Origin of the sequence: Natronospirillum operosum, from assembly GCF_004768465.1 — a bacterium.
Lineage (GTDB): Bacteria > Pseudomonadota > Gammaproteobacteria > Pseudomonadales > Natronospirillaceae > Natronospirillum > Natronospirillum operosum.
On sequence record NZ_SRMF01000001.1, the window covers coordinates 150,836 to 173,913 of the forward strand.

Genomic DNA, 23,078 nt, shown 5'->3' on the forward strand with positions numbered 1-23,078 from the left:
TCGTTGCTGAAAGGCGTTCAGTACGCCAGTTCAGGGTTGACCAGCTCGCCGCGCAGCGAGTTGGCATAAGCTTCGGTAATCCGGACCTGCACGAACTGGCCGATCAGGCCCGGGTCGTCACAGGGGAAGAAAGTCAGTCGATTGTTCTCGGTGCGCCCCTGCATCTCTGCCGGGTTGCGCTCCGAAGTGCCGGCGATGAGCACAATCTGAATGGAGCCAACCATGCGCTGCGAGATGGCCATGGCCTGCTGCTGGATGCGGCTCTGCAGAATCTGCAGGCGCTGCTTCTTGATCTCCATTGGTGTCTCGTCTTCCATCTGCGCCGCCGGGGTACCCGGCCGGGCACTGTAGACAAAGCTGAAGGACTGATCGAAACCGATGCGCTGAATCAGGTTCATGGTGGCTTCGAAATCCTCGGCGGTTTCGCCGGGGAAGCCGACAATGAAATCGGAAGAGAAGCTGATGTCCGGCCGGTTGGCCCGGATGCGTTCCATCTTCTCGACATACTCGGCCGCAGTATGGCCGCGCTTCATGGCCTTCAGGAGGCTGTCACTGCCGCTTTGCACCGGCAAGTGCAGATGGCTGACCAGTTCCGGCACATCCAGGTAGGCATCGACCAGGCTGTCGGAAAACTCGACCGGATGCGACGTGGTGAAACGGATACGGTCAATGCCGTCGATGCCCGCCGCCACGGTAATCAGTTCGGCCAGATCGGCGCTGGTGCCATCGTGTTTCGGGCCCAGATAGGCGTTGACGTTCTGGCCCAGGAAGTTGACCTCACGCACGCCCTGAGCAGCCAGATGCACGACTTCGGCCAGCACGTCATCGAACGGGCGGCTGACTTCTTCACCACGCGTATAGGGCACAACACAGAAGGTACAGTACTTGGAGCAGCCTTCCATCACCGAGACAAAGGCGGTCACACCGTCACTGCGCGGCGCTGGCAGGTGATCGAATTTCTCGATTTCGGGAAAGGTGACATCGACCGCAGTAATGCGCTGGCCGCCGTCGTTACCCGAGGCCGAGCCTTGCAGCATGGCCGGCAGGCGGTGCAGGGTCTGCGGGCCGAAGATCATGTCCACATGCGGCGCGCGTTCACTGATGCGCTCGCCTTCCTGGCTGGCCACACAGCCGCCGACCCCGATCTTGAGGTCCGGATTGCGGGCTTTCAGTTTTTTCCAGCGCCCCAACTGATGGAAGACTTTTTCCTGAGCCTTTTCGCGGATGGAACAGGTGTTCAGCAGAATGACGTCCGCGTCTTCCTCCCGGTCAGTCAACTCCATACCCTCCGCCTCATGCAGCAGATCGGCCATGCGGTCGGAGTCGTATTCATTCATCTGGCAGCCGTGCGTTTTGATAAACAGCTTCTTGCCCATGGAGTGTGTGGTCATCCATCCTGTACGGAAAATGTAAGAGGACTATTGTACCGCCCAGCGGACACGGTGGACAACCATTGTGCACGGGACCTTGACACTTTTGACGGTGGTCAGTGGTACAATCCGGCACATTCTTTCCAGTCGACGCAGTTCAGAGGGGTTGATGGCGACACCGGCGCGCAAAACTGTTTACAGAGTGATGTTTATCCATCAGGACAAACTGTACGAGGTCTACTGTCGCAGTATGGCGCAGGGTGATCTGTACGGCTTCCTGGAAATCGAGGAATTCATTTTTGGTGAGCGGTCCAATCTGGTCGTTGATCCGGGCGAGGAAAAACTCAAGAACGAGTTCGCCGGGGTCCGGCGCAGTTATATTCCGCTGCACCATATCGTCCGCATCGATGAGGTGGAGCAGGAGGGTACGGGCAAGATCCGTGACCACAAGAACCCGGGTGGCGGCAGTGTCACCCCCTTCCCGCAGGGCGCCCGCCCGGTGAAAGACTAAGCAGGAGTACCTTTTGATGTGGAAGCAGGATTATCCGGCCGTGCAGCCGACACGCGTCGGCCCCTGGGCGGTGGCTGTGGTCACCCTGAGTGTGGCGCTGTGGGCCCTGATTCAGGGTGTGCAGCAGGAGCGGCGGATTCTGGACGAGCAGGCGTTGCTGATCGCATTGAGCGAGTCGGCCGAGCCGGCACCGGATCTGCCGGATTTCAACGATATTGCGGTGGTGCAGGAGCGCAAGGACCAGTTCTACGACTTCCTGTTGCCAATCATTGCGGAAGAGAACGCCCGGCTGCTGGAAAAGCGGGCTGCCATAGAGGCCTGGTACGAACGGGTGCGGGACGGTCAGCCATTGCCGGAGGGGGTGGTGCAGCAACTGATAGACCTGTCCGCTCGCTACTATGTGGATGCCGAGCAGGCGCTGGAGGCGGTGCTGGATGAATTGCTGCTGAAAATAGACATCCTGCCGCCTTCACTGATAGTGGCACAGGCGGCCAATGAATCGGCCTGGGGAACCTCCAGGTTTGCCCGTGAGGGCAACAATCTGTTCGGGCAGTGGTGTTTCAGCCAGGGCTGTGGACTGGTGCCCGAGAGCCGGCCTGACGGCGAGATCTACGAGGTGCGCTCGTTCGAGGCACCAGTACTGTCGGTGCGCAGCTTTATCCAGAACCTGAACCGGCACTTCAGCTACGAAACCCTGCGCGAACATCGGGCCTGGCTGCGCGCCAACGATGAGCCCATCACCGGGCTGGAACTGACCCCGCACCTGCTGGCCTATTCAACCCGGCGCGAGGCCTACGTGGCCGAAATAGAGGGCATGATCCGGTTCAATAATCTGCAGGACCTTGATTGATCACCCACTGGCGTGACAGCCAGTAGAAACCACCCGAGCGTGCCGGGGCGGTGCAGTTGTAACGATTGCGACCGTCCCGGAAGTCCTCGTCATTCTGTACCCGCAGCACGCCGTCCTCGATCTCGAACGGAATCGGGCGACCGGCGCCGGTAAAACAGTTCAGTGCATCCCAGCGTACATCGTCGTTGTCCAGCAGGCGGGCTTCCAGTACCGGGCGCCGGTCATTGGTAACCTGGTCGGGCAGCGGGTATTCCACCGGCAGCGGGCGGCTCTGCAACTTGACGCGCAGGGTGTCCAGGTTGGCGGCGGTGCCCCCGGCGGCAAAGCGGGGCAGGGCCTGCCAGTCGGAGAATTCGGCAATGCCGCCGCTGTGCTGGCCCATGGAGATATAGCCCAGATCATCCATGATGTCGCGCAGCCGGTCGTTGTATTCGCCATAGGGGTAGGCAAAGATCTTCGGTGGCGCCTCGCCAAGCTCTTCGGTCAGTCGGCGCTGAGCGGTTTCGACCGTATTGATCACGGCTTCGCGCCAGGCATCGTCATAGGCGTCGTGACGCACCATGTACTCATGAGCATGGCTGTGATTGAGCAGGCGCACGCCGGCGTCGTGCATCTCGCGCAGCTGATCCCACTGGATGACAATCCGCGAGCCCTGATCAACCGGCTGCGTGGCCACGAAGATGGTGAACGGGAAGTCGTACTCCTGCAGCATCGGCCAGGCGGTGTCATAGACATTGATGTAGGTGTCATCAAAGGTCAGGGCGACAGCATTGTCAGGAATGGGCTCACCGGCCTGAATCTGCTCCAGCGCCCATACCAGATCGACCACCTCGTGGTGTTCATCCAGGTATTCAAGGTGGGCCCGAAAATCATCCACTCGGGTCGATGTCGCCGGGGGCGTGTCATCGGCAACATGGTGATACATCAGCACATTCAGAGAAGAGGACGCAAGGGCAGAAAAAGACAGCGCCGACAGGGTCAGCAGCACCAGCATCCGGGCCAGATTTCGAGCGCAGGAAATAGTCATAGGCGGGTGTTCCCAAAAGGCAAATGAAGTGCAGAAAGAAATGGCTGGGCCGGGAGGATTCGAACCTCCGAATGCCGATACCAAAAACCGGTGCCTTACCACTTGGCGACGGCCCAACATCTTTTCTACATCTTATCTGCTCGTTGGTGGCTATGGCTAGATTCGAACTAGCGACCCCAGCATTATGAGTGCTGTGCTCTAACCAACTGAGCTACATAGCCCCGAGAACGAGGCGGTATTATCCATCTATTTTTCGGAGTGTCAACCTGAGGCGAAAAGAAAATTCAAAAGATTTCAACGGCTTAGCCAGTTGTGCATTTTGCCGGGATGTTGCTGCCCGCCGCTGTCGGCAGGCGGCGCTTCACTCTCTGGCTTCGCGGCCGGATACCGGCGGCAACTGGGGTGCCTGCGCCTGCCGGTGCAGCCGTATCAGCGTGCTGGCCGTGAGCAGGGCGGCCGTCAGCGCATGATGCTGGAGACGTTCGAGCGTCAGCATGCGATAGTTGTCTTCACTCATCGCATAGGCGAGTATTTCGTCATCCGTTAGCAGGTTCTTGCCAATTATGATGGGTCGCATTGCGGTGTCTCCGTAAGCTGCATTCCGGCGGCCTTTGATCGCTCGTAGTGGTCGACATGACTTAAGAATCGGCGTTTGCCGCCGTTACTTTAGGCAGGACGTCAGATACAACTGAAAATTTGGGGTAGACCGATGCAGAGCCCGCCTGGGTCCATGGCACCATCAAACAAGAACCTGCGTGGCGCCGGATTGGGCGTTGGTCGGCTGAGCCAGTGTCTACTCGGCCTTGCGGTCGCTCTGGGATTGCTGTTGCTGGCTGCAGATGCACAGGCGCCCGTGCCGCAGCAGGACTACGATTATGTCGACAGCTATATGGACTACCGCATCTATGATCTGCCGCCGCAACTGGTGTTTATCAAGCGTTTCGGCAGTTGGCAGGCGCGGGGAGAAACCGGTCTGCACCGGCTGCTGGTCGTTGATGCCGGCGAGCATCTGGCGCGACGGCATCATCTGCTCTATGTACAGTGGGTCTGTCATTGCGAGCAGGGTGTGATGGCGATGATTCCATTGTCGGAAGTGAACCGCAGCGGGCCCTTTATCTACACGCGCCCGGAAATCCGGCGCCGGGGCCAGACCTGGTACATGAGTCTGGTGGCGCAGAACACCACTACCCGCGATATATCACGGGTCAATGTCTTCCTGCCGCAGTTCGGTGAGTATCGCGTCGAGTACGACACCTATGAAGGGCCAATGCCCGAGCATCGCTGAGTCGTGTTCAGTCCTTGCTGCGGTTGCGGGTCTGCCACAGGATCTCGCGCCCGCCGGCCTCCTGGGCCACTGCCCGTGCCAGTACGAAGAGGTAATCCGACAGTCGGTTGAGGTACTGTACAGCCTGTACGCCGACCCGCTCCGATTCCGGTCGGGCCTGCTCGCTTGCCGCATCATGCAGGGCCCACAGGGCGCGTTCGGCCCGTCGGGCCACACTACGCGCCAGATGAATTCGACTGACGCCTTCACTGCCGCCCGGCAGTATGAAGTTGTCCAGCGGCGGCAGATCAGCGTTCAGCCGATCGATGGCCTGCTCCAGTTCGGTTACCAGATTGGCCTGCACCAGTTCATAGCCGGGCATCGCCAGTTCGCCACCGATATCGAACAGATCATGCTGGATCTGGCTCAGCGTGGCATCTTCCGCATGCTCTGCGCCCAGTGCCGCGCGCACATGGCCGATCCAGGAATTGACCTCGTCCACATCGCCCAGCGCTTCCACCCGCGCCGCGTGCTTGGCAATGCGCTCATTGGTTCCGAGTCCGGTTTCACCCCGGTCGCCGGTGCGCGTGTAGATGCGCGACAATCGTTTGCCCATGTTCTGCGTTCCCGTTGCCCTGCGGTGTCATGCGCCCTGATCGGGCGCGTCCACCAGCGGCAGTTTGATGGTGAAGGTGGTGCCGGCTCCGGGCGTCGAGCTGACCGAGAGCTGGCCGTGATGGTGAGAGGTTACAATAAAATAGGCCACGCTGAGACCCAGGCCGGTGCCTTCGCCGACTTCCTTGGTGGTGAAGAAGGGTTCGAACACCCGCTTGCGGGTAGAGGCGTCCATGCCCCGCCCATTGTCCGACACCTGAATGATGCAGTGGCGGGCGGTGTGGCTGCATTCGATCGTGATGCGCCCCGGCTGGGTGAGATCATGGCGGTCCTGCACGGCCTGCCAGGCATTCTTCAGCAGATTGAACACGACCTGCTCGATCTCCGTGTTGGCCACGGGGACTTCCAGGTCCGCGGCGGCGTCCAGATGCTGTTCGATGATCAGGTTGCCCTGCTTGACGTCCTGGCGCAGGTTGAGGTCGCTCATGGCAATGGCCAGCGCACGTCCGATCAGATCGGTGATGGGGGCCGGTTGGCGGTCGGAGGAGCTCTGGCGACTGAACTGCAGCATGTTGGTCACAATGGCCGCTGCGCGTTCGCCGGAACTGAGGATGTGGTCCAGAAAGCGCGGAATGTCGCGCTCTTCCAGATAGTGCACGAGCTGATCGAGATCCAGCCCCAGTTTTTCGGCCGCCTTGCGATTGGCGGCAGTTTCCGGTGACAGGCGCCGGCGTATGGTCTGGGCGCTCTGCACCACGGCGCTGAGCGGGTTGTTGATCTCGTGAGCCATGCCCGCCGCCAGCCCGCCGACGGACATCATCTTCTCGCTCTGCACCATCATGTCTTCCAGGCGCACCTTGTCAGAGACATCGTCGATGCGGATAACGGCACCGATGGTACCGGCCAGATGCAGCGGGTAGATGACCATGTCCAGGGTCAGCTCCTGCTCATCCTGCTGCCAGGTGACACGTTCGATACGCTGGATTTCCTTGTCCAGCAGGGCCCGGCTGAGGCGGTCCATGTAGTCGCTCATCAGCGGGAAGGCTTCGTCCAGGCTGTAGCCCAGGGCTGTATCCAGAGCCCGGCCGCTGAGCCGACTGGCCTCGTCATTCCACTGGGTAATCAGGGCATGCTCGTCCACGGCAATCAGCGCCGAGGGCATGGAGTTGATCATGGCATTCAGGTAGGCCTGGAACTCGGTCAGCTTGCGTTCCACGCGTGAACGCACCTGCACCTCGAACTCCAGGCGCTGGTTGGCATCCCGGGTTTCCTGCGCCAGAGTCTGCGCCTGCACCTGAGCCTTTTCGGCCCGATCGCGTTCACTCTGCAGCTGCACGTCGCGTGTTTCCACGCGCTGCAGCATGGCATTGAAGGAGTCCACCAGATCGCCAATGTCGTCTTCCGGCCCTTTCTGGGCCCGAATGGTGAAATCTTCCTCGCGGTCGATCTTGCGGGCCACGGCCATCAGATGACGCATGGGTGCCGAGATGGCGCGCTGAAACCGGTAGGATACCAGCGTGACCAGTCCCAGCCCCAGCAGGCTGATCAGCAGCATGCCGATCAGGCTGTGACGGTAGACACTGTGCATCAGGGTAGCGTTGCCGACCACATAGAGTTGCCAGTTGCCGCTTGCATCAAGGTCGACCAGGGCCTGGCGCCGGGGCGGTGAGGCCTGACCGGGCAGGAACTCGATCTGGCTGGGCAGGGCCCGGCGCGGACTGCGGTTGAACTCGGCGACGCGGGTACCCTGCTCGTACAGGGCCACGGCCTCGATCATGTCGGGGAAGGGCGCCGAGGCCATGTCCCGGCGCAGCCAGAGATCCCGGTAGTCGGTCTCTGTCGGCAGGCCGCGAAAGGCGAGTACCACGGTGTCGATCATCTGCGGTGCCAGAGTGCGGTAGGACAGCAGAAAAGCGATCGTGACGGAGGCCAGCAGCACCGCCACAAAGCTGCACCCGAGCAGAATGGCATTGCGCAGAAACAGGCGATTGTGAGCCTGCAGAGGGTTTTTCACGCCGGAATCCATGCCCGTAGAAATCAGATGGGGTAAAGCTGGCATCAAGCGCCGGCTTTTGCAAGCCGATCCTGCAGGGCGCGCAGGCTGTCTGTATCGATACCGTGGTACAGGCCGCGCTCGATCAGCGGGCCCAGAATGGCGTTGACCTCCGTGGACCGACCGTGGTGCAGGTCCTGATGCATCGAAGAGTAGTTGCGCGCGGTGGCGCGGATGACCGCTTCCACCTGCCGGATCATGTCGCCCGCGTCCAGCGCCATGCCCTCGGCGACGGCAATGCGGACCCCCAGTTGCACCAGGCCGACCCATTGCTGGCGCAGTTCCGGTTCGGCCAGGCCGCCGTTGGGCAGGTCGTGCAGGGCCGTCAGCGGATTGATGGCGCAATTGATGATCAGCTTCTGCCACAGGGCCGTGCGCACCGCAGCGGGGGTGGGCAGCCACTGGGCCTGCAGTGTGCTGCGCCGCAGAGCCTGGATCAACGGCCCGGGCGGCAGCGGCTCCCGCCAGGGGCCGACTCGGGTCTGGCCGCGCCCGGTGTGACGAATCCGGCCGCGCTCCAGACGCAGGGCGCCCTCGGTGGTGATGCCGGCATACAGGTGCTGCTGCGGGCCGAGCCAGCCGGCAACCTCGTCCTGGGGCCCCAGGCCGTTGTGCAGCAGCAGTACCTCCGCCTGTGCGCTCAGCAGAGGCAGACAGGCCTGCACCGCGGCGGCGACCTGGCCGGCCTTGGTGGTCACGATGGCTGCTGTGATGGGTGCCGGATCGTTCAGCGCCAGAAGATTGCAGTCCCGGCAGCGGCCGGTGTCATCACTCAGGGTCAACTGCTCGCCCCGGCCTGCAGGGTGACGCAGCCTGACCAGACAGTCGTCAGGCAGCGACAGGGCACAATGCAGGCCGATGGCGCCGGGGCCGATGATGTCAATCTGCATGTACGAAACTCCTGTCTGGCGCGGGCTTTTATGGTGTCGAGGACAGTTTCTTCAGCGCCCGGACTTGAAATGGCAACGGTCGCCCCCAAATTGCCGCTGAGAGACGGATAGCCGTTGAAGCAAACCCGGGAGAATCCATGCCATTACTGATACTGTTGCTGCTGTTTTTTGCGCTGGAACTCGGGTTGTTCATCGAGCTGGGCTCGCAGATCGGCATACTGGCCACGCTGCTGGAGATTGTCGTCTCCGCCGTGATCGGTGTCCAGTTGATCCGCCTCACCGGTTTTCGCGTGCTGCAGGAAATGCAGGCCGGCATGGTCAACCAGTGGTGGCTGCAGGTACGACAGCAGACCATTGCCCGGCGCATGTTTGCCGGGCTGTTGCTGATCGCGCCGGGTTTCGCCACTGATGCTCTGGGGCTGGTGCTGCTGGTGTGGAGCTGGATGGGCCCGAGTGGTCCGCGCACGCCGCCGCCGGGGCAGGATCAACAGACAGATCCGACCTCCGGCCGGGTGATCGAAGGCGACTACGAACGCCGGGACTGAGCCTGGCTGCGGCGGCGGCCGAGGAATTTGGGTGACGGGCAAAAAAGTTGGCCGCCACCTATTGAAACTGGCCTTCCTATCCCCATTTTCGGGAAGGCATAACAAACAGCCAATCTGTTTAACTGGGAGAAACATCAGATGAACATTCGTCCGTTGCATGATCGCATCGTTGTACGACGCAAAGAAGAAGAAACCAAGACCGCTGGTGGCATCGTTTTGCCCGGTTCTGCCAAGGAAAAGCCTTCTCAGGGTGAAGTATTGGCGGTGGGCAATGGTCGGCTGCTGGACAACGGCGAAGTGCGCCCGCTGGACCTGAAAGTGGGTGACATTGTCGTCTTCGGTCAGTACTCCGGCAGCACCGTCAAGATTGACGGCGAAGAGCTGCTGATCATGTCCGAGAGCGATGTGTTCGGCGTTGTCGAAGGCTGAACAACCACGGGCTTAACCAACAGATTGAACGAATGAGGAAGATGCAAAATGGCAGCTAAAGAAGTCAAATTCGGTGATGCAGCTCGTGCCCGCATGCAGAAGGGTGTCAACCTGCTGGCAGACGCGGTCAAGGTTACCCTGGGTCCCAAGGGCCGCAACGTGGTTCTGGACAAGTCCTTTGGTGCACCCAGTGTAACCAAGGACGGCGTCAGTGTGGCCAAGGAAATCGAACTGGAAGACAAGTTCGAGAACATGGGTGCGCAGATGGTCAAGGAAGTTGCTTCCAAGGCCAACGACGAAGCCGGTGACGGTACTACCACCGCCACCGTCATGGCGCAGGCCCTGGTCAATGAAGGCCTGAAGTCTGTCGCCGCAGGCATGAACCCGATGGACCTGAAGCGCGGTATCGATCAGGCCGCCAAGGCCATGGTTCTCGAAATCGCCAAGATCTCCGTGCCCTGCACCGACAGCAAGGCGATCGCCCAGGTGGGTACCATTTCCGCCAACTCCGATGCCACCATCGGCCGCTTGATTGCCGATGCGATGGAAAAGGTCGGCAACGACGGTGTCATTACCGTTGAAGAAGGCACCAGCTTCGAAGACGAGCTGGAAGTCGTGGAAGGCATGCAGTTTGATCGTGGCTACCTGTCACCCTACTTCGTGACCAATCAGGAAACCATGACCGCCGAGCAGGAAGAGCCCTACATCCTGCTGGTCGACAAGAAACTGTCCGCCATCCGTGATCTGATTCCCGTACTGGAACAGGTGGCCAAGGCCAGTCGTCCGCTGTTCATCATCGCTGAAGACATCGAAGGTGAAGCACTGGCGACCCTGGTGGTCAACAACATGCGCGGTACCGTCAAGGTCAGCGCAGCCAAGGCGCCCGGTTTCGGTGATCGTCGCAAGGCCATGATGCAGGACATCGCCATCCTGACCGGTGGTACCGTGATCTCCGAAGAAGTGGGTCTGGACCTGGAAAGCGCCACGCTGGAACATCTGGGTACCGCCAAGCGTATTGTGTCCTCCAAGGAGAACACCACCATCGTCAGCGGTGCCGGTGAGCAGGCCGACATCCAGGCTCGTGTCGAGCAGATCAAGGCGGAGATCGAAAACTCCACCTCTGACTACGACAAGGAGAAGCTGCAGGAGCGCATGGCCAAGCTGGCTGGCGGTGTCGCCGTCATCAAGGTGGGTGCTGCTACCGAGATGGCCATGAAAGAGAAGAAGGCCCGCGTCGATGACGCCCTGCACGCAACCCGTGCTGCGGTTGAAGAAGGCGTGGTTGCCGGTGGCGGTGTCGCCCTGGTACGTGCCCTGAACAACCTGGGTACGCTGGAAGGCGACAACGAAGAGCAGACAGTCGGCATCAAGATCCTGCTGCGTGCCATGGAAGCCCCACTGCGTCAGATCGTGACCAACGCCGGTGGTGATGCCTCCGTCGTGCTGAACGAAGTCAAGAACGGCAGTGGCAACTACGGCTACAACGCCGCCAACGGTGAATACGGTGACATGAACGAGTTCGGTATCATAGATCCGGCCAAGGTCACCCGCAGTGCGCTGCAGGCGGCTGCGTCAGTGGCTGGCCTGATGATCACTACCGAAGCCATGATCGCCGACAAGCCGCAGGAAGAAGGTTCCGGTGGCGCCCCTGACATGGGCGGCATGGGCGGTATGGGTGGCATGGGCGGCATGATGTAAGCAGCCCGCCGGCTACTCGAACCTTCGGGTTCACCGGAAAACGCCTCGAGGTTAGCCTCGGGGCGTTTTTTTTGCGTTTCAGTCGACGCTTTGGGCGCTCGACCGAGATTGATGTGGTTGGCGCAACTCAAGTACACTCGAACGCTAATTGTCCGCCGCACTATCAATCATGAACAAGACACGGCTGTTGCTTGTCGTATTCCTGCTGGCTTTCATCGTTACTCTGGTGCTGACCGTGCCGGTGCGCCTGCTGTGGCACCATGGTGGCCAACACCTCGGGCTGCCGGTAGAGATGAGCCATCTGTCGGGAAATCTCTGGCAGGGCCAGGGCGAGCTGCACCATGCCGGGCGGAGCATGCAACTGGGCTGGCGCCTGGCGCCGACGGCACTGCGCACGGCGCATCTGGGTTATGACCTGTCGGTACAGGCGCCGGGCGTCGACCTGAGCGGGCGTGCCGAATACCGCCCCGGCAGCTATCGTCTGGCCGGGCTCGACGGCTTCGCGGCGATGTCGCAGGCGAACCCCTGGCTGCAGCAGGCGGGTACCGAGCTGGACGGGCGCCTGTGGCTGGATGATCTGCATCTGCGCTGGCGCCCCCGCAGCGGGCGTGTCAGCGGTGCAGGGCGCTTCGACTGGCGGCAGGGCCGGGTCGATTTCAACTGGCTGGACGGTCAGCGCCGCTCGGTCGACCTGCCGCTGCTGGCCGGCACCCTGACCACCAACGGCAATGGTGTCACCCAGGCTCAGGTCAGTGATGGCGACCACCCGGTGGTCCGGGTCGAACTCGATGCCGACGGTGACCTGATGTATCGGCTCTATACGCACTTGCGCGACGTCCTGCAGGTCGAGTTGCCGGGGGGTCAGGAGGTGATTATGGAAGGTCAGGTCAACGTCAGGGAGACGCTGCAATGGTGAGACTGCCCGCGCTGTCCGCATTGAAAGTATCGTCGGTACTGCCGGACCGGGTGCTGACGGTGGTGCTGGTACTGGGGGTGGCCTGGGCCGGTTCGCTGGCGGCCCGTGGCGTCTGGCTCTGGGTGGAGCCGGCTCCGGTCATGACAGCCCAGGTGGACTGGAACCAGCAGGCACCGGCAACGGGCAACGGTGGCCCTGGGGCCCGTGCGCTGGCGGAACAGGTCGCCGCCAGTCACTGGTTTGGTGAACCCGGTGCAGAGCCCAGTGAGCCGGAACCCGTGGCTCAGGTCGAAATGCCTGAAACCCGGCTCCAGTTGCGCCTGCGGGGCGTGGTGGCGCGGGAAGACCCTGCCCTGGGGTCGGCCCTGATCGGGGGTGAAGGGCGCAGTTCCGAATATTTCCGCGTCGGTGATACCCTGTTCGGCCAGGCCGAACTGGTCGAGGTGCACGGCAATCGGGTGATCCTGCGCCGCAGCGGCGAGCTGGAAACCCTGAGCTTCGAGCAGGACCTGCCCGGTGGCAATAGCGCGCAAGGGCCGGCGACGGCCAGTCGGTCGGGGCAGGGCAGTGGCCAGGCCGATACCCCACGGGCGTCGACTTCCCGCACTCTGGGCACCCCTGCGGACGCGCAGTCTGGCAGCAGACGCAGCAGCGCCGCCTCGTCATCAGCCAGCAGCCCTTCCGGCGGCAGTGCCCAGCAGCGACTGGAAGAGGAATTGCGCCAGGCCATGCAGGAGGTGCAGGCCCGGGCGCAGTCGGACCCGGGTGGCCTGTTGCGGCAATACGGCCTGGAACCCACTGACAACGGCTATCGGGTGACCTCCAGGGCCGGTGTCCTGATCGCCAATGGTCTGCGTCCCGGTGACCGGATCACGGAAATCAATGACCAGCCGGTCGGCAATATCGATCGCGATCAGCAACTGGTGGATGCCGTGCTGGCGTCCGACCAGATCAAAATCACCCTGGAGCGAGCGGGGTCCACCTACCGCTTCTACCAGAGTTTACCGAGCTTCTGAGGAGTCTATGGATATCAAGCGTATGCTGAGGCCAGTGATGGCCGCCCTCCTGTTCTGGCTGCTGGCCGGCACCGCACAGGCCGAAACCTTCCGCATCAATCACCAGGAGGCCGACCTCAATCAGTTCATTAACCAGGTGGCAGACATCACCGGCCAGACCTTTGTGCTGGACCCGCGAGTGCGGGGCCAGGTGACCATTATTTCCGATGAAGAGCTGACCGCCGAGCAGGTGTATGAAGTCTTTCTGGCGGTGCTGCAGATGCAGGGTTTCACCGTTTCCCAGCGCGACAATGAAGTGCATGTGATTCCGGTCAATGATGCCAAGCAGATCACCGGCCGGCTGATCGAGGGCGAGATGCCACTCAGCCGGGAGTTTGTCACCCGGGTGATCACGCTGGACAATCTCTCCGCCATGGAACTGATCCCGATACTGCGTCCGGTCGGTGCCAGCTATGGCCATATGTCGGGTATTCCTTCGGCCAACGCCATCCTGATGGTGGATCACGCCGAGAATATCGCCCGTGTCGAACAGATACTGAGTACGCTGGATGTTGCCACCGAATCCGACATCCGCATGGTGACGCTGGAACGGTCCTGGGTCGGTGACGTGCTGGAACTGCTGCAGGCGCTGATTCCCAATGAAATGGCCGGACGCAGCGGCGGCGAGGACGCGATCCAGGGCAGCCTGCGGGTGGTGGCCGATGAGCGCTCCAATCGGCTGATTCTGCGTGGTCCGCCGGGTGTGCTCGACTTTGTCGAAGAACTGGTGCGCGACCTGGACGTGGAAGGACGGCAGAGCCAGGGCAATACTGAAGTCATCTTCCTCGACAACGGTGATGCCATGCGCATGGCCGAGCTGCTCAATGGTCTGGGCTCGGTGTCGGAGAATGGTGCCAACGGCGAGAGTGTACAGCGCACGCAGCTGTCGATCCTTGCCGACGAGGAACTGAACGCCCTGATCATACGGGCCGAACCCGACGACATGGCGGAGGTGCAGCGCATCATCGCACAGCTCGATATTCCGCGTGCCCAGGTACTGATCGAGGCCGCCATCGTGGAAGTCAGCGGCAGCCTGAGCGAGCAATTCGGCATTCAGGCCGGCATGCTGCGCCAGGGCGATGGTACCGCACCGGCGCTGATCGGCAGCAATGTGCGCGAGAGCACCGCCACCTCGGTGCTGTCAGGCGGTCTGCCCATCAGCCAACTGGGCGAAGGCGGCCTGTTCGCCGGCCTGGGCGGCACCGAGGGCGAAGTTTCATTTGCGGCCATCATCCAGGCGCTGGAGACGCAGTCCAATACCAACCTGTTGTCGACGCCCTATATCATGACCATGGACAACACCGAAGCCCGGCTGGTGGTTGGCGAGACGGTGCCATTCCGGCGGGCCGACCCGACCGAAGACAACCCCTTCACCATCACCCGTGAAGATGTGGCCACCGAGATTACCGTACGCCCCAATATCCAGCAGAACGATGTCATCCGCCTGGCCATCAACCAGGTCACCGAAGAACTGATCGGCACCGCCAGTCTGGAGTCCCGCACCTCCAAACGCGAGATTGACACCAATGTACTGGTCGGCAATGGCGAAACCATCATTCTGGGCGGCATGGTCAAGGACAGGGTGATCGACAGAGAGCAGCGGGTGCCGATCCTGGCCGACCTGCCACTGATCGGCGGGTTGTTTCGCAGTACTTCGTCGGAGCAGGAGAAAGTCAACCTGCTGGTGGTGATCCGGCCCAGCATTGCCCGTGAGCGCACCACCGAGCAGGCCCGCGAGCGTTATCTCGGCATCTGGGATCTGCGCTTTGGCCCGGACGGCAGTGAACTGGAAGCCGTGGTGTCGCCGCCCAGCTTCGATGAGCTCTATCGCGGCATTCAGACCATTGAAGAATGACCAGAACGCAACAGCAGAAGGACAGACTATGACCTGGCAACAGGCGAAGGCATTGATTTTTGATATGGACGGCACCCTGGCCGACTCCATGCCGGCACACTATGAAGCCTGGCAGGTCGCGGCACAGGAATTCGGCTTTGTGTTCACGCCGGAGCGCTTCCAGCAACTCGGTGGTGTGCCGACCCGACAGACGCTGGACATTCTGCTGCGGGAGCAGGGGCTGGACCTGCCACGCGAACGCATTGCCGAGGTCAAGGAGAGTGCCATTGATGGCAAGCTGACGGCCGTGCGGCCGATCGAGCCCATCTTCGAGATCGCCCGCTGGTGGCATGAACGCGGCCTGCCCATGGCGGTAGCGACGGGAGCATCCCGACGCAACGCCGAAATTACACTGACCACTCTGGGTGCGCGCGACTGGTTCCCCGTGGTCATGACGGCAGACGATGTCAGTGCTCACAAACCGGCGCCGGATGTGTTTCTGCGTGCGGCTGAAGGGCTGGGGGTGGCGCCCGCCGACTGTGCCGCCTTCGAGGATACGGATATCGGCCTTGAGGCCATTCGCGCCGCCGGCATGCAGGCCTGGGATGTCCGCCAGCCGGTGCCGTCGCCGTCAGACTGAAGTATGACGCCCTGCGACTTGTCTCGCGGGGCCGATGCGGTTATGGTAAGCGCCCTTTTTACAGTCACCGTAGAACAACACCAACACGGGCAGATCGACCGCTGATGTCGGTCGACCATAAAGGATCAGGAGTTCATTTATGCGCGTCATACTCTTGGGAGCCCCCGGCGCGGGCAAGGGCACACAGGCGCAGGCGATCTGCGAGCAGTTCAATATTCCCCAGATTTCCACCGGGGACATGCTCAGAGCTGCTGTGGCCGCAGAGTCCGAACTGGGTTTGAAGGTGAAGGATATCCTGGCATCAGGCGCCCTGGTGTCTGATGACGTCATCATCGCCCTGGTCAAGGAACGCATTCAGAACGATGACTGTGCCAACGGTTTCCTGTTTGACGGCTTTCCGCGCACCATTCCGCAGGCCGAAGCACTGAAGGAAAGTGGCGTGGTGATTGATCATGTGGTGGATATCGACGTCGCCGATGAAGAAATCGTCAAGCGTCTGAGCGGGCGTCGCATTCATGAAGGCTCCGGTCGGGTCTACCATGTGGACTACAATCCGCCCAGGGTCGCCGGCAAGGATGACGTCACTGGCGAAGACCTGATTCAGCGCGGCGATGACCAGGAAGATACAGTGCGCAATCGCCTCAAGGTCTATCACGATCAGACTGCCCCCCTGGTTGCCTACTACCAGGATTGGGCCGCCAGGGACCCAAAGTCTGCCCCGAGTTATCATCATGTGGTCGGCAAGGGGTCTGTCGATGACATTACCCGGCAGATCATGGAGCGTCTGCGCGGCTGACCAATGACCCGTCTGCTGGCCCTGGATACCACCACAGAAGCCTGTTCGGTTGCCCTCTGGGAAGCCGACGGTCTGGTGGTATACGATCACACCCTTGAACCCCGAAGTCATACCCGGCGCCTGCTGCCCATGGTGGAAAGCCTGCTGGCACAGGCCGGCTGGTCGCTGACGCAGTTGGCCGGCATTGCCTGTACGCGCGGTCCCGGCAGTTTTACCGGGGTACGGGTTGGCGTCAGCGCTGTTCAGGGTCTGGCGTACGCCGCCGAACTGCCCGTGCTGTCGCTGTCCACACTGGATGTACTGGCCTGGCAGGGTGTGCAGACACAGCCCGAGTGTCGGCACTGGCAGGTCGCCATGGACGCCCGCATGGGCGAGATCTACTGCGCCGACTATGACTGGGATCCGGCTACGGGTCTGCACCGTACCACGCCGGAACAGCTGCTGAAACCGGACCGCCTGACACTGCTCGCCGGCCCGGATGTGGGGCGTATCGGGGCTGGCTGGGCCCTGCCCGAACTGGCTGCCACCGGGGCCAGTGTAGATGCAGCGCTGCCACATGCCCGCAGTGTGGCCGCCTGGGCGCATGAACTGCTGGGTCGTGACCTGGCCGATTGGCAACCACCGCATCAGCTGCAACCTGTCTATCTGCGTGATCAGGTAGCCGATCGGCGGCCTGCAGCCGGCGGCTGAAACGCCATGACTGGCACTGCGAGCAATAATTGCTTATTATTGTGCCAGTGTGGCCGATAACCTGTGTAACCAGTTATCTGTGTAGACGCTAAGCGGGAGACCATAACGTGGCGACGGGCCTGATCAATTCACTGCTCAATCCGGGTATGCGAGTCAGCGGCCAGATGCCGTCGGCGCAGCCTGTACAGGCAGTGCAGCAGACTCCGCGCATGGCTGAACGTCCGCCCGAACAGACCCCCGAGCTGCCACGTCCCGTCAATCGGGCCGGCCCGCGCGACATGCAGGCCATGTCCCAGTACGAAGCTTTTTCCGCGCAGCCGCTGGCTGGCGCCGGCACTGGTTTCAGTGCCACCGTCTGATACCCCCTCTCTGATCTGTATCCATCCCGAAGCAGCCGCCTATGCTGCGGTGCAGGATCTTGTGCTGCCTGCCTTGCCGGTGCGCTCCGAACCCTGGCCCGATGACCGGATGCAACTGGTCCAGGTGCCCGCTGGCGGTGGTCTTGGCCTGCGCTGGCTGGCGCAGCCGCGCATGCATCCGCTGCGGGTGGAGTTTGTTGACGGCGCGCTGGGCCATCGCCGCCTGTATGGCGGCGGTCGTCAGCAGGATCTGTCCCGCGCCTGCGGGCTGCACGAACATCCCCAATTGAGCGTTGTTGATGCCACTGCCGGCCTGGGGCGGGATGCGTTCATACTGGCCACGCTCGGCGCCAGGGTAACGCTGCTGGAGCGGGATCCAGTGATCCATCCCATGCTGCTCGATGGCTGGCAGCGGGCCTGTCGGGCCGCAGCCGCAGCCGACCCGGAACTGGCTGCGGTGCTGGCCTGCATGTCTATAGAGGCTCTGGATGCCCGCGCCTGGGCACCCACAGGTGCCGCGCCACAGGTGATCTATCTCGACCCCATGTTCCCGCCGCGCGACAAGAGTGCCGCCGTCAAGGCCGACATGCAGATGCTGCACGCGCTGGCCGGTCCCGATACGCAGGCCGAAGGGCTGCTGGACTGGGCACTTGCTACTGCGCTCTGCCGTGTGGTCGTCAAGCGACCGCGGCGGGCGCCGCCACTGAACGACCGCGCGCCATCCCATCAACTGACTGGCAAGCGCAACCGCTTCGATGTCTACACACTCAGACGTCTGCCTGGCTGAAACGCTCACACAGGCTCTGCATGGCCTGGGGGCGGGCGTGATAGTAGCCCTGCGTTTCATCACAGTGCAGTTGCTGCAGGCAGGCCAGTTGCTGTTCGTCTTCCACCCCTTCGGCAACCACCCGCATATCGAGGTTATGGCCCAACTGGATGATGGCCTCGACAATGGCCAAGTGGTTGCTGCGGTCGGCCAGATCGCGGACGAAAGACTTGTCGATCTTCAGTGCGGCCAGCGGCAGATTGCTCAGGCTGACCAGGTTGGAGTAGCCGGTACCGAAATCGTCCAGAGAGAAAGTGACGCCATGGGCGGTCAGCCGCTGCATGAAGCGTTCGCAGTCGACATAGTCCTCGACGATAAAGGTTTCAGTGATTTCCAGATCCAGCCGCTCACCGGGCATGTTGTGCAGTCGCATCGCCAGCAGGATGTCCTCGTCCAGATCGCTGCTCTGGATCTGCCTGGGTGACAGGTTGATGGAGAGCGTAATATCTGGCGGCAGGCGATGCATGCAGGCGCTAAACTCGGTCAGTGCCCGGTCCAGCACCCAGCGCCCCAGTGGCACGATCTGGCCGGATTCCTCGGCGATGGGAATGAACTCATCGGGCGCTATCTGCCCGAAACGCTCGCTGCGCCAGCGCAGCAGGGCCTCGATGCCGGTGATCTGGCCGTTGTCAGCCCGAAAGCGTGGCTGGTACTCCAGATACAGCTCATCCAGATCAATGGCCTGCCGCAGTGCCGACTCCAACTGAGTGCGCCGGTTGAAATCTTCGGCCAGGTGGTCCGCATAGATCTGGAAGCTGCCGCGGCCCAGGGCCTTGGCCCGGTACAGAGCCAGATCAGCACACTGGTACATGGCCTCGTAATCGCGCGCATGGTCAGGGAACAGGGCGATACCGATACTGATACCCATGAAGATTTCGTGTGACAGCGCGGACATGGGGGTAGACAGCTTGTCGATGATACGCCGGGCCACATAGGCGGCATGGTCGGCGTGCTGCAGGCTCGGCAGCACAGCCATGAATTCATCGCCACCGGTACGGGCCAGCAGATCGTCCGGCTTCAGCGCCGAGGTAATGCGATGGCTGACAATGCGCAGGACCTCATCGCCGACCTGGTGCCCCAGGGAGTCATTGATATCCTTGAAATGATCCAGGTCAATATGCAGCACCGCCAGCCGATGATTGTGGGTTCGGTGGTCTGCCAGCATCTGTTCCAGCCGCTGCTTGAAATGAAAGCGGTTGGGGATGTGGGTCAGAGCATCGAAATAGGCCAGATGTTCCAGCTTGCGCTCGGTGGCCTTCTTGTCCGTGATGTCGAGCAGGTTGCCGATAATCAACTGGTCGGTGCCATCCTGGGAGCGTCCTGATTCGGCCGTATGCTGCACGGTCAGCGTGCCCCTGCTGGTCTGCAACGAGTGCTCGAGCGAGATAAAACCGATCTCGCCGCGGCTCAGCTGATCCAGGTGGCGTCGCACTTCTATGCCTTCGGGGCCGGGAATCCGCCGTTCCCATTCGGTGACCGGCATGATTGCCGGCGCTTCCATCAACTGCTGCAGGTAGGGTGACAGGGTGCACACATTGGCGCCGGGGGTCTGGCTCCAACTGCCCATGGCCCCAATACGCTGGGCTTCGTCCAGCATGAAGGCCGTGGTCTGCAACGACTTGCGCGCCCGCCGCGACTGCTCCCGACTGCGCGCCAGCAACAGGGTGATGGTCACGCTGACCAGAATCAGCAGGCCGACGGTCACGCCAATGGTCAGACGCACCCCCAGTGGCAGGACGATGTCGTGCCGGGGCTCGACCTGCAGTGTCCAGGTGCCATTGGGTACCCGGGTGGAATGGCTGGCCCAGTCCTGAGGCAATGTTTCGTCGCTGCGCCAGGCCAGAGTCGGCCCGGTGCCCAGTCGTTCCGAGTCGGCATAGACCGCGACATAATAGTGCTCGGCCAGGGTCATTACACCACTGGCCTGCAGTATGCCTGTCAGCGGCAGAACGCTGGCTATCACACCCCAGAGATCACCGTTGTTCGTAAACACACCCTGGTGAATGATGAAGCCGGTGCCGCCCTGCACCAGATCAATGGGGCCGATCAGAACCGGTGCCCGGGTTTCCAGGGCGACCTGAATCATCGGCCATTGGCTGGGTACGTCCGGATAATACAGGCCAAGTGCAGGTTCATTACCCTCGACCGGGAACACCAGATCTATCGTCAGGTCACGCGCCGCCGCGAAATTGGTGTACAGGTCGGCCTGGTCCAGCAGGCGTTCCAGAAAGGCGCTGTAATCCTCCTGGTCGATGTCCGGATTGGCCGCCAGGTGTGCGGTCACGGCTCTGGCTTCTACCAGACGGGCCTCGAGCGCGCCTTCAAGGCGCTGGCCGGTGTCCATCAGGGCACTGTTGACCTGCTGTTGCAGACTGTCCTGATAGCGTTGGGTCAGTTGATCGTCGGTGTAGGCATACACCAGCAGGCCACCGGCGACGATGGAGGGCAGGACCCAGCGCAGTTGTTGCGTCGTGATGCGAAACCAGATCAGAAACAGCAGGCAGCCGACCACGACAGCCAGCGACAGATCATAGATGCTGGCTGTGAGGTAATCGAATTCAGGCGTCATTCTGGGCAGCCTGGATGGCGGTCAGAGCAATGGTATAGACAATATCTTCAACCAGGGCGCCGCGCGACAGGTCATTGACCGGTTTGCGCAGCCCCTGCAGCATGGGCCCGATGGACACCACGTTGGCACTGCGCTGCACGGCCTTGTAGGTGGTGTTGCCGGTGTTGAGGTCCGGAAATACAAACACGGTAGCCCGGCCCGCCACGGGGCTGTCCGGGGCCTTGCTGCTGGCCACGCTGGCAATGGCTGCGGCGTCGTACTGCAACGGGCCGTCTATCAGCAGGTCGGGGCGCTTCTCACGCGCCAGTTCGGTAGCCTGCCGCACCTTGTCGACATCGGCGCCGGTGCCGCTGCTGCCGGTGGAATAGCTGATCATGGCAATGCGCGGTTCGATGCCGAAGGCAATGGCGGAATCGCCGGACTGGATGGCGATATCGGCCAGTTCTTCCGCATTGGGGTCCGGGTTGACCGCGCAGTCACCATAGACATAGACCTGATCCGGCAGCAGCATGAAAAACACCGAGGACACCAGAGTCGCATCCGGCTTGGTCTTGATCAGTTGCAGGGCCGGGCGGATGGTGTTGGCCGTGGTGTGCACGGCGCCGGAGACCAGACCATCCACCTCGTCCAGGGCCAGCATCATGGTGGCCAGCATCACGGTATCTTCCAACTGGGCTTCCGCCATGGGTTCGGTCAGACCCTTGTGACTGCGCAGTTTCACCATGGGGCCAATATAGCGTTCGCGGACCTCGTCCGGGTCGATGATCTCGACCTCGTCCGGCAGTGTGACACCCTGGTTCTCAGCCACCCGCAGCACATCTTCCCGCTTGCCCAGCAGCACACACTGCGCAATACCCCGACTCTGACACTGAGCCGCCGCCTGTACGGTACGTGGTTCGTCGCCCTCCGGCAGCACAATGCGCTTGCGGGCCTCATGGGCCCGCTTGATCAGATAGTGCCGGAACGCCGGTGGGGACTGTCGTCGCTCACCCTGCACCCGCGCCAGTTCGGCCAGCCGTTCGGCATCCAGCGCGGCGGCCACCGCGTCCATGACCAGTTCCATGCGGGCCTGGTCGTCCACCGGCACCTCGGTATTCATGTGGTTCAGCCACTGGGCTGTGGTGTAGGTGTTGTGGGGCGTCAGCATCACCGGCAGCCCGGTATGGAGGGCGGCGCGGCACAGCTCCAGCACCTGCTCGGTCGGCTTCATGTCACCGGTCAGCAGCAGGCCAGCCAGAGGCACATGGTTCAGCGCTGCCATGCAGGCGGCGAGCAGGATGTCGTCGCGGTCTCCCGGAGTCACCACCAGTGCGCCGGGCTTCAGGGTATGCAGCATGTTGGGCATGGTGCGGGCGCAGAGCGTAATACTCTGCACCCGGCGCTCCCGGCTGGCGCCCTGGCTGAGATAGTCTACCTCGAGATAGTCGGCGACATCACTGGTGCGGGGTGCCACCAGTGACGGGTTCCAGCGCACCGCGCCCAGCAGCAGGAAGTCGTCATCAAAGACCGACAGCTTCTCGCGGATGCGTTCGATGGTGATCTCGCGCGGGGCATTCTCGTCCTGACCATCGGATGCACGCACGGTCTGATATTCTGCCGGCGGGGCGCCGACCTTGTTCAGAATGCAGCCCAGAACACGCGGGCTGCGGGTGCCACCGAACAGACTGGCGGCCATGCGCAGGCGCTCATTGAGTTCTTCGGAGCGGAAATCGTTCTTGGCACTGACCAGTATGACCAGCGCGTCCAGCGCCTTGGCCATCTCGATATTGAGCCGGGTCAGGTAGTTGTCGTTGGCGTCCGGTACCAGGCCTTCGACGATCACCAGGTCCGCATCCCGCGCCGACTGCTGATAAAGCTGGATGATCTCCTCCATCAACTGATCTTTGTTGCCGCTGGTGAGCTGACTCTGCGCATAGCTCAGGCTCAGTGGCTCGGCTGGCTGCATACCCAGTGTCTTCTCGGCCGTCAGGGTGGAGCGCTCGGTGCCGCCTTCGCCTTCATGGATCTGGGCAATGGGTTTGCAGAACGCAACGCGGATACCCAACTGATCCATGGCACGGATCAGGCCCAGGGTCACCGAGGTCAGGCCGGTGCCGGCCCCGGTCGGGCTGAGAAAAAACGCGTTCTGCATGTCAGTACTC

The 23,078-nt window shown here is 61.9% G+C and carries 22 protein-coding genes and 2 tRNA genes; 14 read left to right on the forward strand and 10 right to left on the reverse strand.

Translation table 11 applies throughout. From position 1 onward, the window contains the following. Positions 1 to 17 precede the first annotated feature (17 nt). The gene (gene miaB / locus E4656_RS00760; protein ID WP_135482186.1) at positions 18 to 1,376 is read right to left on the reverse strand and encodes a tRNA (N6-isopentenyl adenosine(37)-C2)-methylthiotransferase MiaB; all 1,359 of its coding nucleotides are present in this window, start codon (positions 1,374 to 1,376) and stop codon (positions 18 to 20) included. Between the two features lie 199 nt (positions 1,377 to 1,575). Between miaB and E4656_RS00765 the strand changes: the two genes are divergently transcribed. Both E4656_RS00765 and E4656_RS00770 read left to right on the forward strand, forming a co-directional pair. Next, entirely contained in the window at positions 1,576 to 1,881 is a 306-nt protein-coding gene (locus E4656_RS00765) for a DUF1820 family protein (protein ID WP_240753873.1), read from the forward strand. Positions 1,882 to 1,897: 16 nt separating this feature from the next. Next, complete coding sequence (locus tag E4656_RS00770) at positions 1,898 to 2,731, forward strand: glucosaminidase domain-containing protein (RefSeq protein ID WP_135480293.1); 834 nt, start codon at positions 1,898 to 1,900, stop codon at positions 2,729 to 2,731. On the opposite strand, the gene E4656_RS00775 is transcribed toward E4656_RS00770, so the two are convergent. The 4 genes from E4656_RS00775 to E4656_RS00790 form a co-directional block, all read right to left on the reverse strand. Continuing rightward, a complete protein-coding gene (locus E4656_RS00775) occupies positions 2,706 to 3,758 on the reverse strand; it encodes a polysaccharide deacetylase family protein (protein WP_135480295.1) in 1,053 nt (350 codons plus the stop codon). The genes E4656_RS00770 and E4656_RS00775 overlap by 26 nt on opposite strands. Before the next feature lie 41 nt (positions 3,759 to 3,799). Then, positions 3,800 to 3,874 (reverse strand) — tRNA-Gln (locus tag E4656_RS00780). 28 nt (positions 3,875 to 3,902) lie between these two features. Then, positions 3,903 to 3,979: transfer RNA gene (locus E4656_RS00785), tRNA-Met, on the reverse strand. Between the two features lie 140 nt (positions 3,980 to 4,119). Further along, positions 4,120 to 4,335 (reverse strand): hypothetical protein, encoded by a 216-nt coding sequence (locus E4656_RS00790; protein ID WP_135480297.1) that lies wholly within the window; start codon positions 4,333 to 4,335, stop codon positions 4,120 to 4,122. A gap of 153 nt (positions 4,336 to 4,488) precedes the next feature. Here E4656_RS00790 and E4656_RS00795 point away from each other — a divergent pair, with 153 nt between their 5' ends. Next, positions 4,489 to 5,043, forward strand: coding sequence for a hypothetical protein (locus tag E4656_RS00795; RefSeq protein ID WP_135480299.1), 555 nt, complete (start codon positions 4,489 to 4,491; stop codon positions 5,041 to 5,043). 7 nt (positions 5,044 to 5,050) lie between these two features. On the opposite strand, the gene E4656_RS00800 is transcribed toward E4656_RS00795, so the two are convergent. Genes E4656_RS00800 through E4656_RS00810 form a run of 3 tightly spaced genes read right to left on the reverse strand, consistent with a single transcriptional unit; the run spans position 5,051 to position 8,580 of the window. Further along, positions 5,051 to 5,638, reverse strand: a complete 588-nt coding sequence (locus E4656_RS00800) for a cob(I)yrinic acid a,c-diamide adenosyltransferase (RefSeq protein ID WP_135480301.1) — start codon at positions 5,636 to 5,638, stop codon at positions 5,051 to 5,053. Positions 5,639 to 5,665: 27 nt separating this feature from the next. Continuing rightward, positions 5,666 to 7,651, reverse strand: a complete 1,986-nt coding sequence (locus E4656_RS00805; RefSeq protein WP_167855871.1) for a sensor histidine kinase — start codon at positions 7,649 to 7,651, stop codon at positions 5,666 to 5,668. Positions 7,652 to 7,695: 44 nt separating this feature from the next. Continuing rightward, positions 7,696 to 8,580, reverse strand: a complete 885-nt coding sequence (locus tag E4656_RS00810) for a ketopantoate reductase family protein (RefSeq protein ID WP_135480304.1) — start codon at positions 8,578 to 8,580, stop codon at positions 7,696 to 7,698. Positions 8,581 to 8,717: 137 nt separating this feature from the next. Between E4656_RS00810 and E4656_RS00815 the strand changes: the two genes are divergently transcribed. The 11 genes from E4656_RS00815 (at position 8,718) to E4656_RS00865 (ending at position 18,329) form a co-directional block, all read left to right on the forward strand. Continuing rightward, on the forward strand, positions 8,718 to 9,125 hold the full coding sequence (locus tag E4656_RS00815; RefSeq protein WP_135480306.1) for an FxsA family protein: 408 nt from the start codon (positions 8,718 to 8,720) through the stop codon (positions 9,123 to 9,125). A 138-nt stretch (positions 9,126 to 9,263) separates the two neighbouring features. After that, positions 9,264 to 9,554 carry a co-chaperone GroES gene (gene groES / locus E4656_RS00820; RefSeq protein ID WP_135480308.1) on the forward strand — a complete coding sequence of 97 codons (291 nt, stop codon included), beginning with the start codon at positions 9,264 to 9,266 and terminating at the stop codon, positions 9,552 to 9,554. Positions 9,555 to 9,602: 48 nt separating this feature from the next. Next, positions 9,603 to 11,252, forward strand: coding sequence for a chaperonin GroEL (groL, locus tag E4656_RS00825; RefSeq protein WP_135480309.1), 1,650 nt, complete (start codon positions 9,603 to 9,605; stop codon positions 11,250 to 11,252). A gap of 169 nt (positions 11,253 to 11,421) precedes the next feature. Further along, positions 11,422 to 12,168 (forward strand): hypothetical protein, encoded by a 747-nt coding sequence (locus E4656_RS00830; RefSeq protein ID WP_135480311.1) that lies wholly within the window; start codon positions 11,422 to 11,424, stop codon positions 12,166 to 12,168. Continuing rightward, a complete protein-coding gene (locus E4656_RS00835) occupies positions 12,162 to 13,184 on the forward strand; it encodes a type II secretion system protein N (protein ID WP_135480313.1) in 1,023 nt (340 codons plus the stop codon). Before E4656_RS00830 ends, E4656_RS00835 begins: the two co-directional genes overlap by 7 nt. Before the next feature lie 7 nt (positions 13,185 to 13,191). After that, positions 13,192 to 15,078, forward strand: a complete 1,887-nt coding sequence (gene gspD, locus E4656_RS00840; RefSeq protein ID WP_167855872.1) for a type II secretion system secretin GspD — start codon at positions 13,192 to 13,194, stop codon at positions 15,076 to 15,078. Between the two features lie 28 nt (positions 15,079 to 15,106). Further along, positions 15,107 to 15,697, forward strand: a complete 591-nt coding sequence (locus E4656_RS00845; RefSeq protein ID WP_167855873.1) for an HAD family hydrolase — start codon at positions 15,107 to 15,109, stop codon at positions 15,695 to 15,697. 139 nt (positions 15,698 to 15,836) lie between these two features. Next, complete coding sequence (gene adk, locus E4656_RS00850) at positions 15,837 to 16,493, forward strand: adenylate kinase (protein ID WP_135480319.1); 657 nt, start codon at positions 15,837 to 15,839, stop codon at positions 16,491 to 16,493. A gap of 3 nt (positions 16,494 to 16,496) precedes the next feature. Further along, the gene (gene tsaB / locus E4656_RS00855; RefSeq protein ID WP_135480321.1) at positions 16,497 to 17,183 is read left to right on the forward strand and encodes a tRNA (adenosine(37)-N6)-threonylcarbamoyltransferase complex dimerization subunit type 1 TsaB; all 687 of its coding nucleotides are present in this window, start codon (positions 16,497 to 16,499) and stop codon (positions 17,181 to 17,183) included. Between the two features lie 107 nt (positions 17,184 to 17,290). After that, positions 17,291 to 17,542 carry a hypothetical protein gene (locus E4656_RS00860; RefSeq protein ID WP_135480323.1) on the forward strand — a complete coding sequence of 84 codons (252 nt, stop codon included), beginning with the start codon at positions 17,291 to 17,293 and terminating at the stop codon, positions 17,540 to 17,542. Then, positions 17,529 to 18,329 (forward strand): class I SAM-dependent methyltransferase, encoded by an 801-nt coding sequence (locus E4656_RS00865; protein WP_205849060.1) that lies wholly within the window; start codon positions 17,529 to 17,531, stop codon positions 18,327 to 18,329. Before E4656_RS00860 ends, E4656_RS00865 begins: the two co-directional genes overlap by 14 nt. On the opposite strand, the gene E4656_RS00870 is transcribed toward E4656_RS00865, so the two are convergent. Then, on the reverse strand, positions 18,310 to 20,937 hold the full coding sequence (locus tag E4656_RS00870) for a bifunctional diguanylate cyclase/phosphodiesterase (protein WP_135480325.1): 2,628 nt from the start codon (positions 20,935 to 20,937) through the stop codon (positions 18,310 to 18,312). The two genes, E4656_RS00865 and E4656_RS00870, sit on opposite strands and share 20 nt — an antisense overlap. Next, positions 20,927 to 23,068: a phosphate acetyltransferase gene (gene pta / locus E4656_RS00875; RefSeq protein WP_135480327.1), complete on the reverse strand. Its 2,142-nt coding sequence runs from the start codon at positions 23,066 to 23,068 to the stop codon at positions 20,927 to 20,929. Before pta ends, E4656_RS00870 begins: the two co-directional genes overlap by 11 nt. Between the last annotated feature and the right edge of the window lie 10 nt (positions 23,069 to 23,078).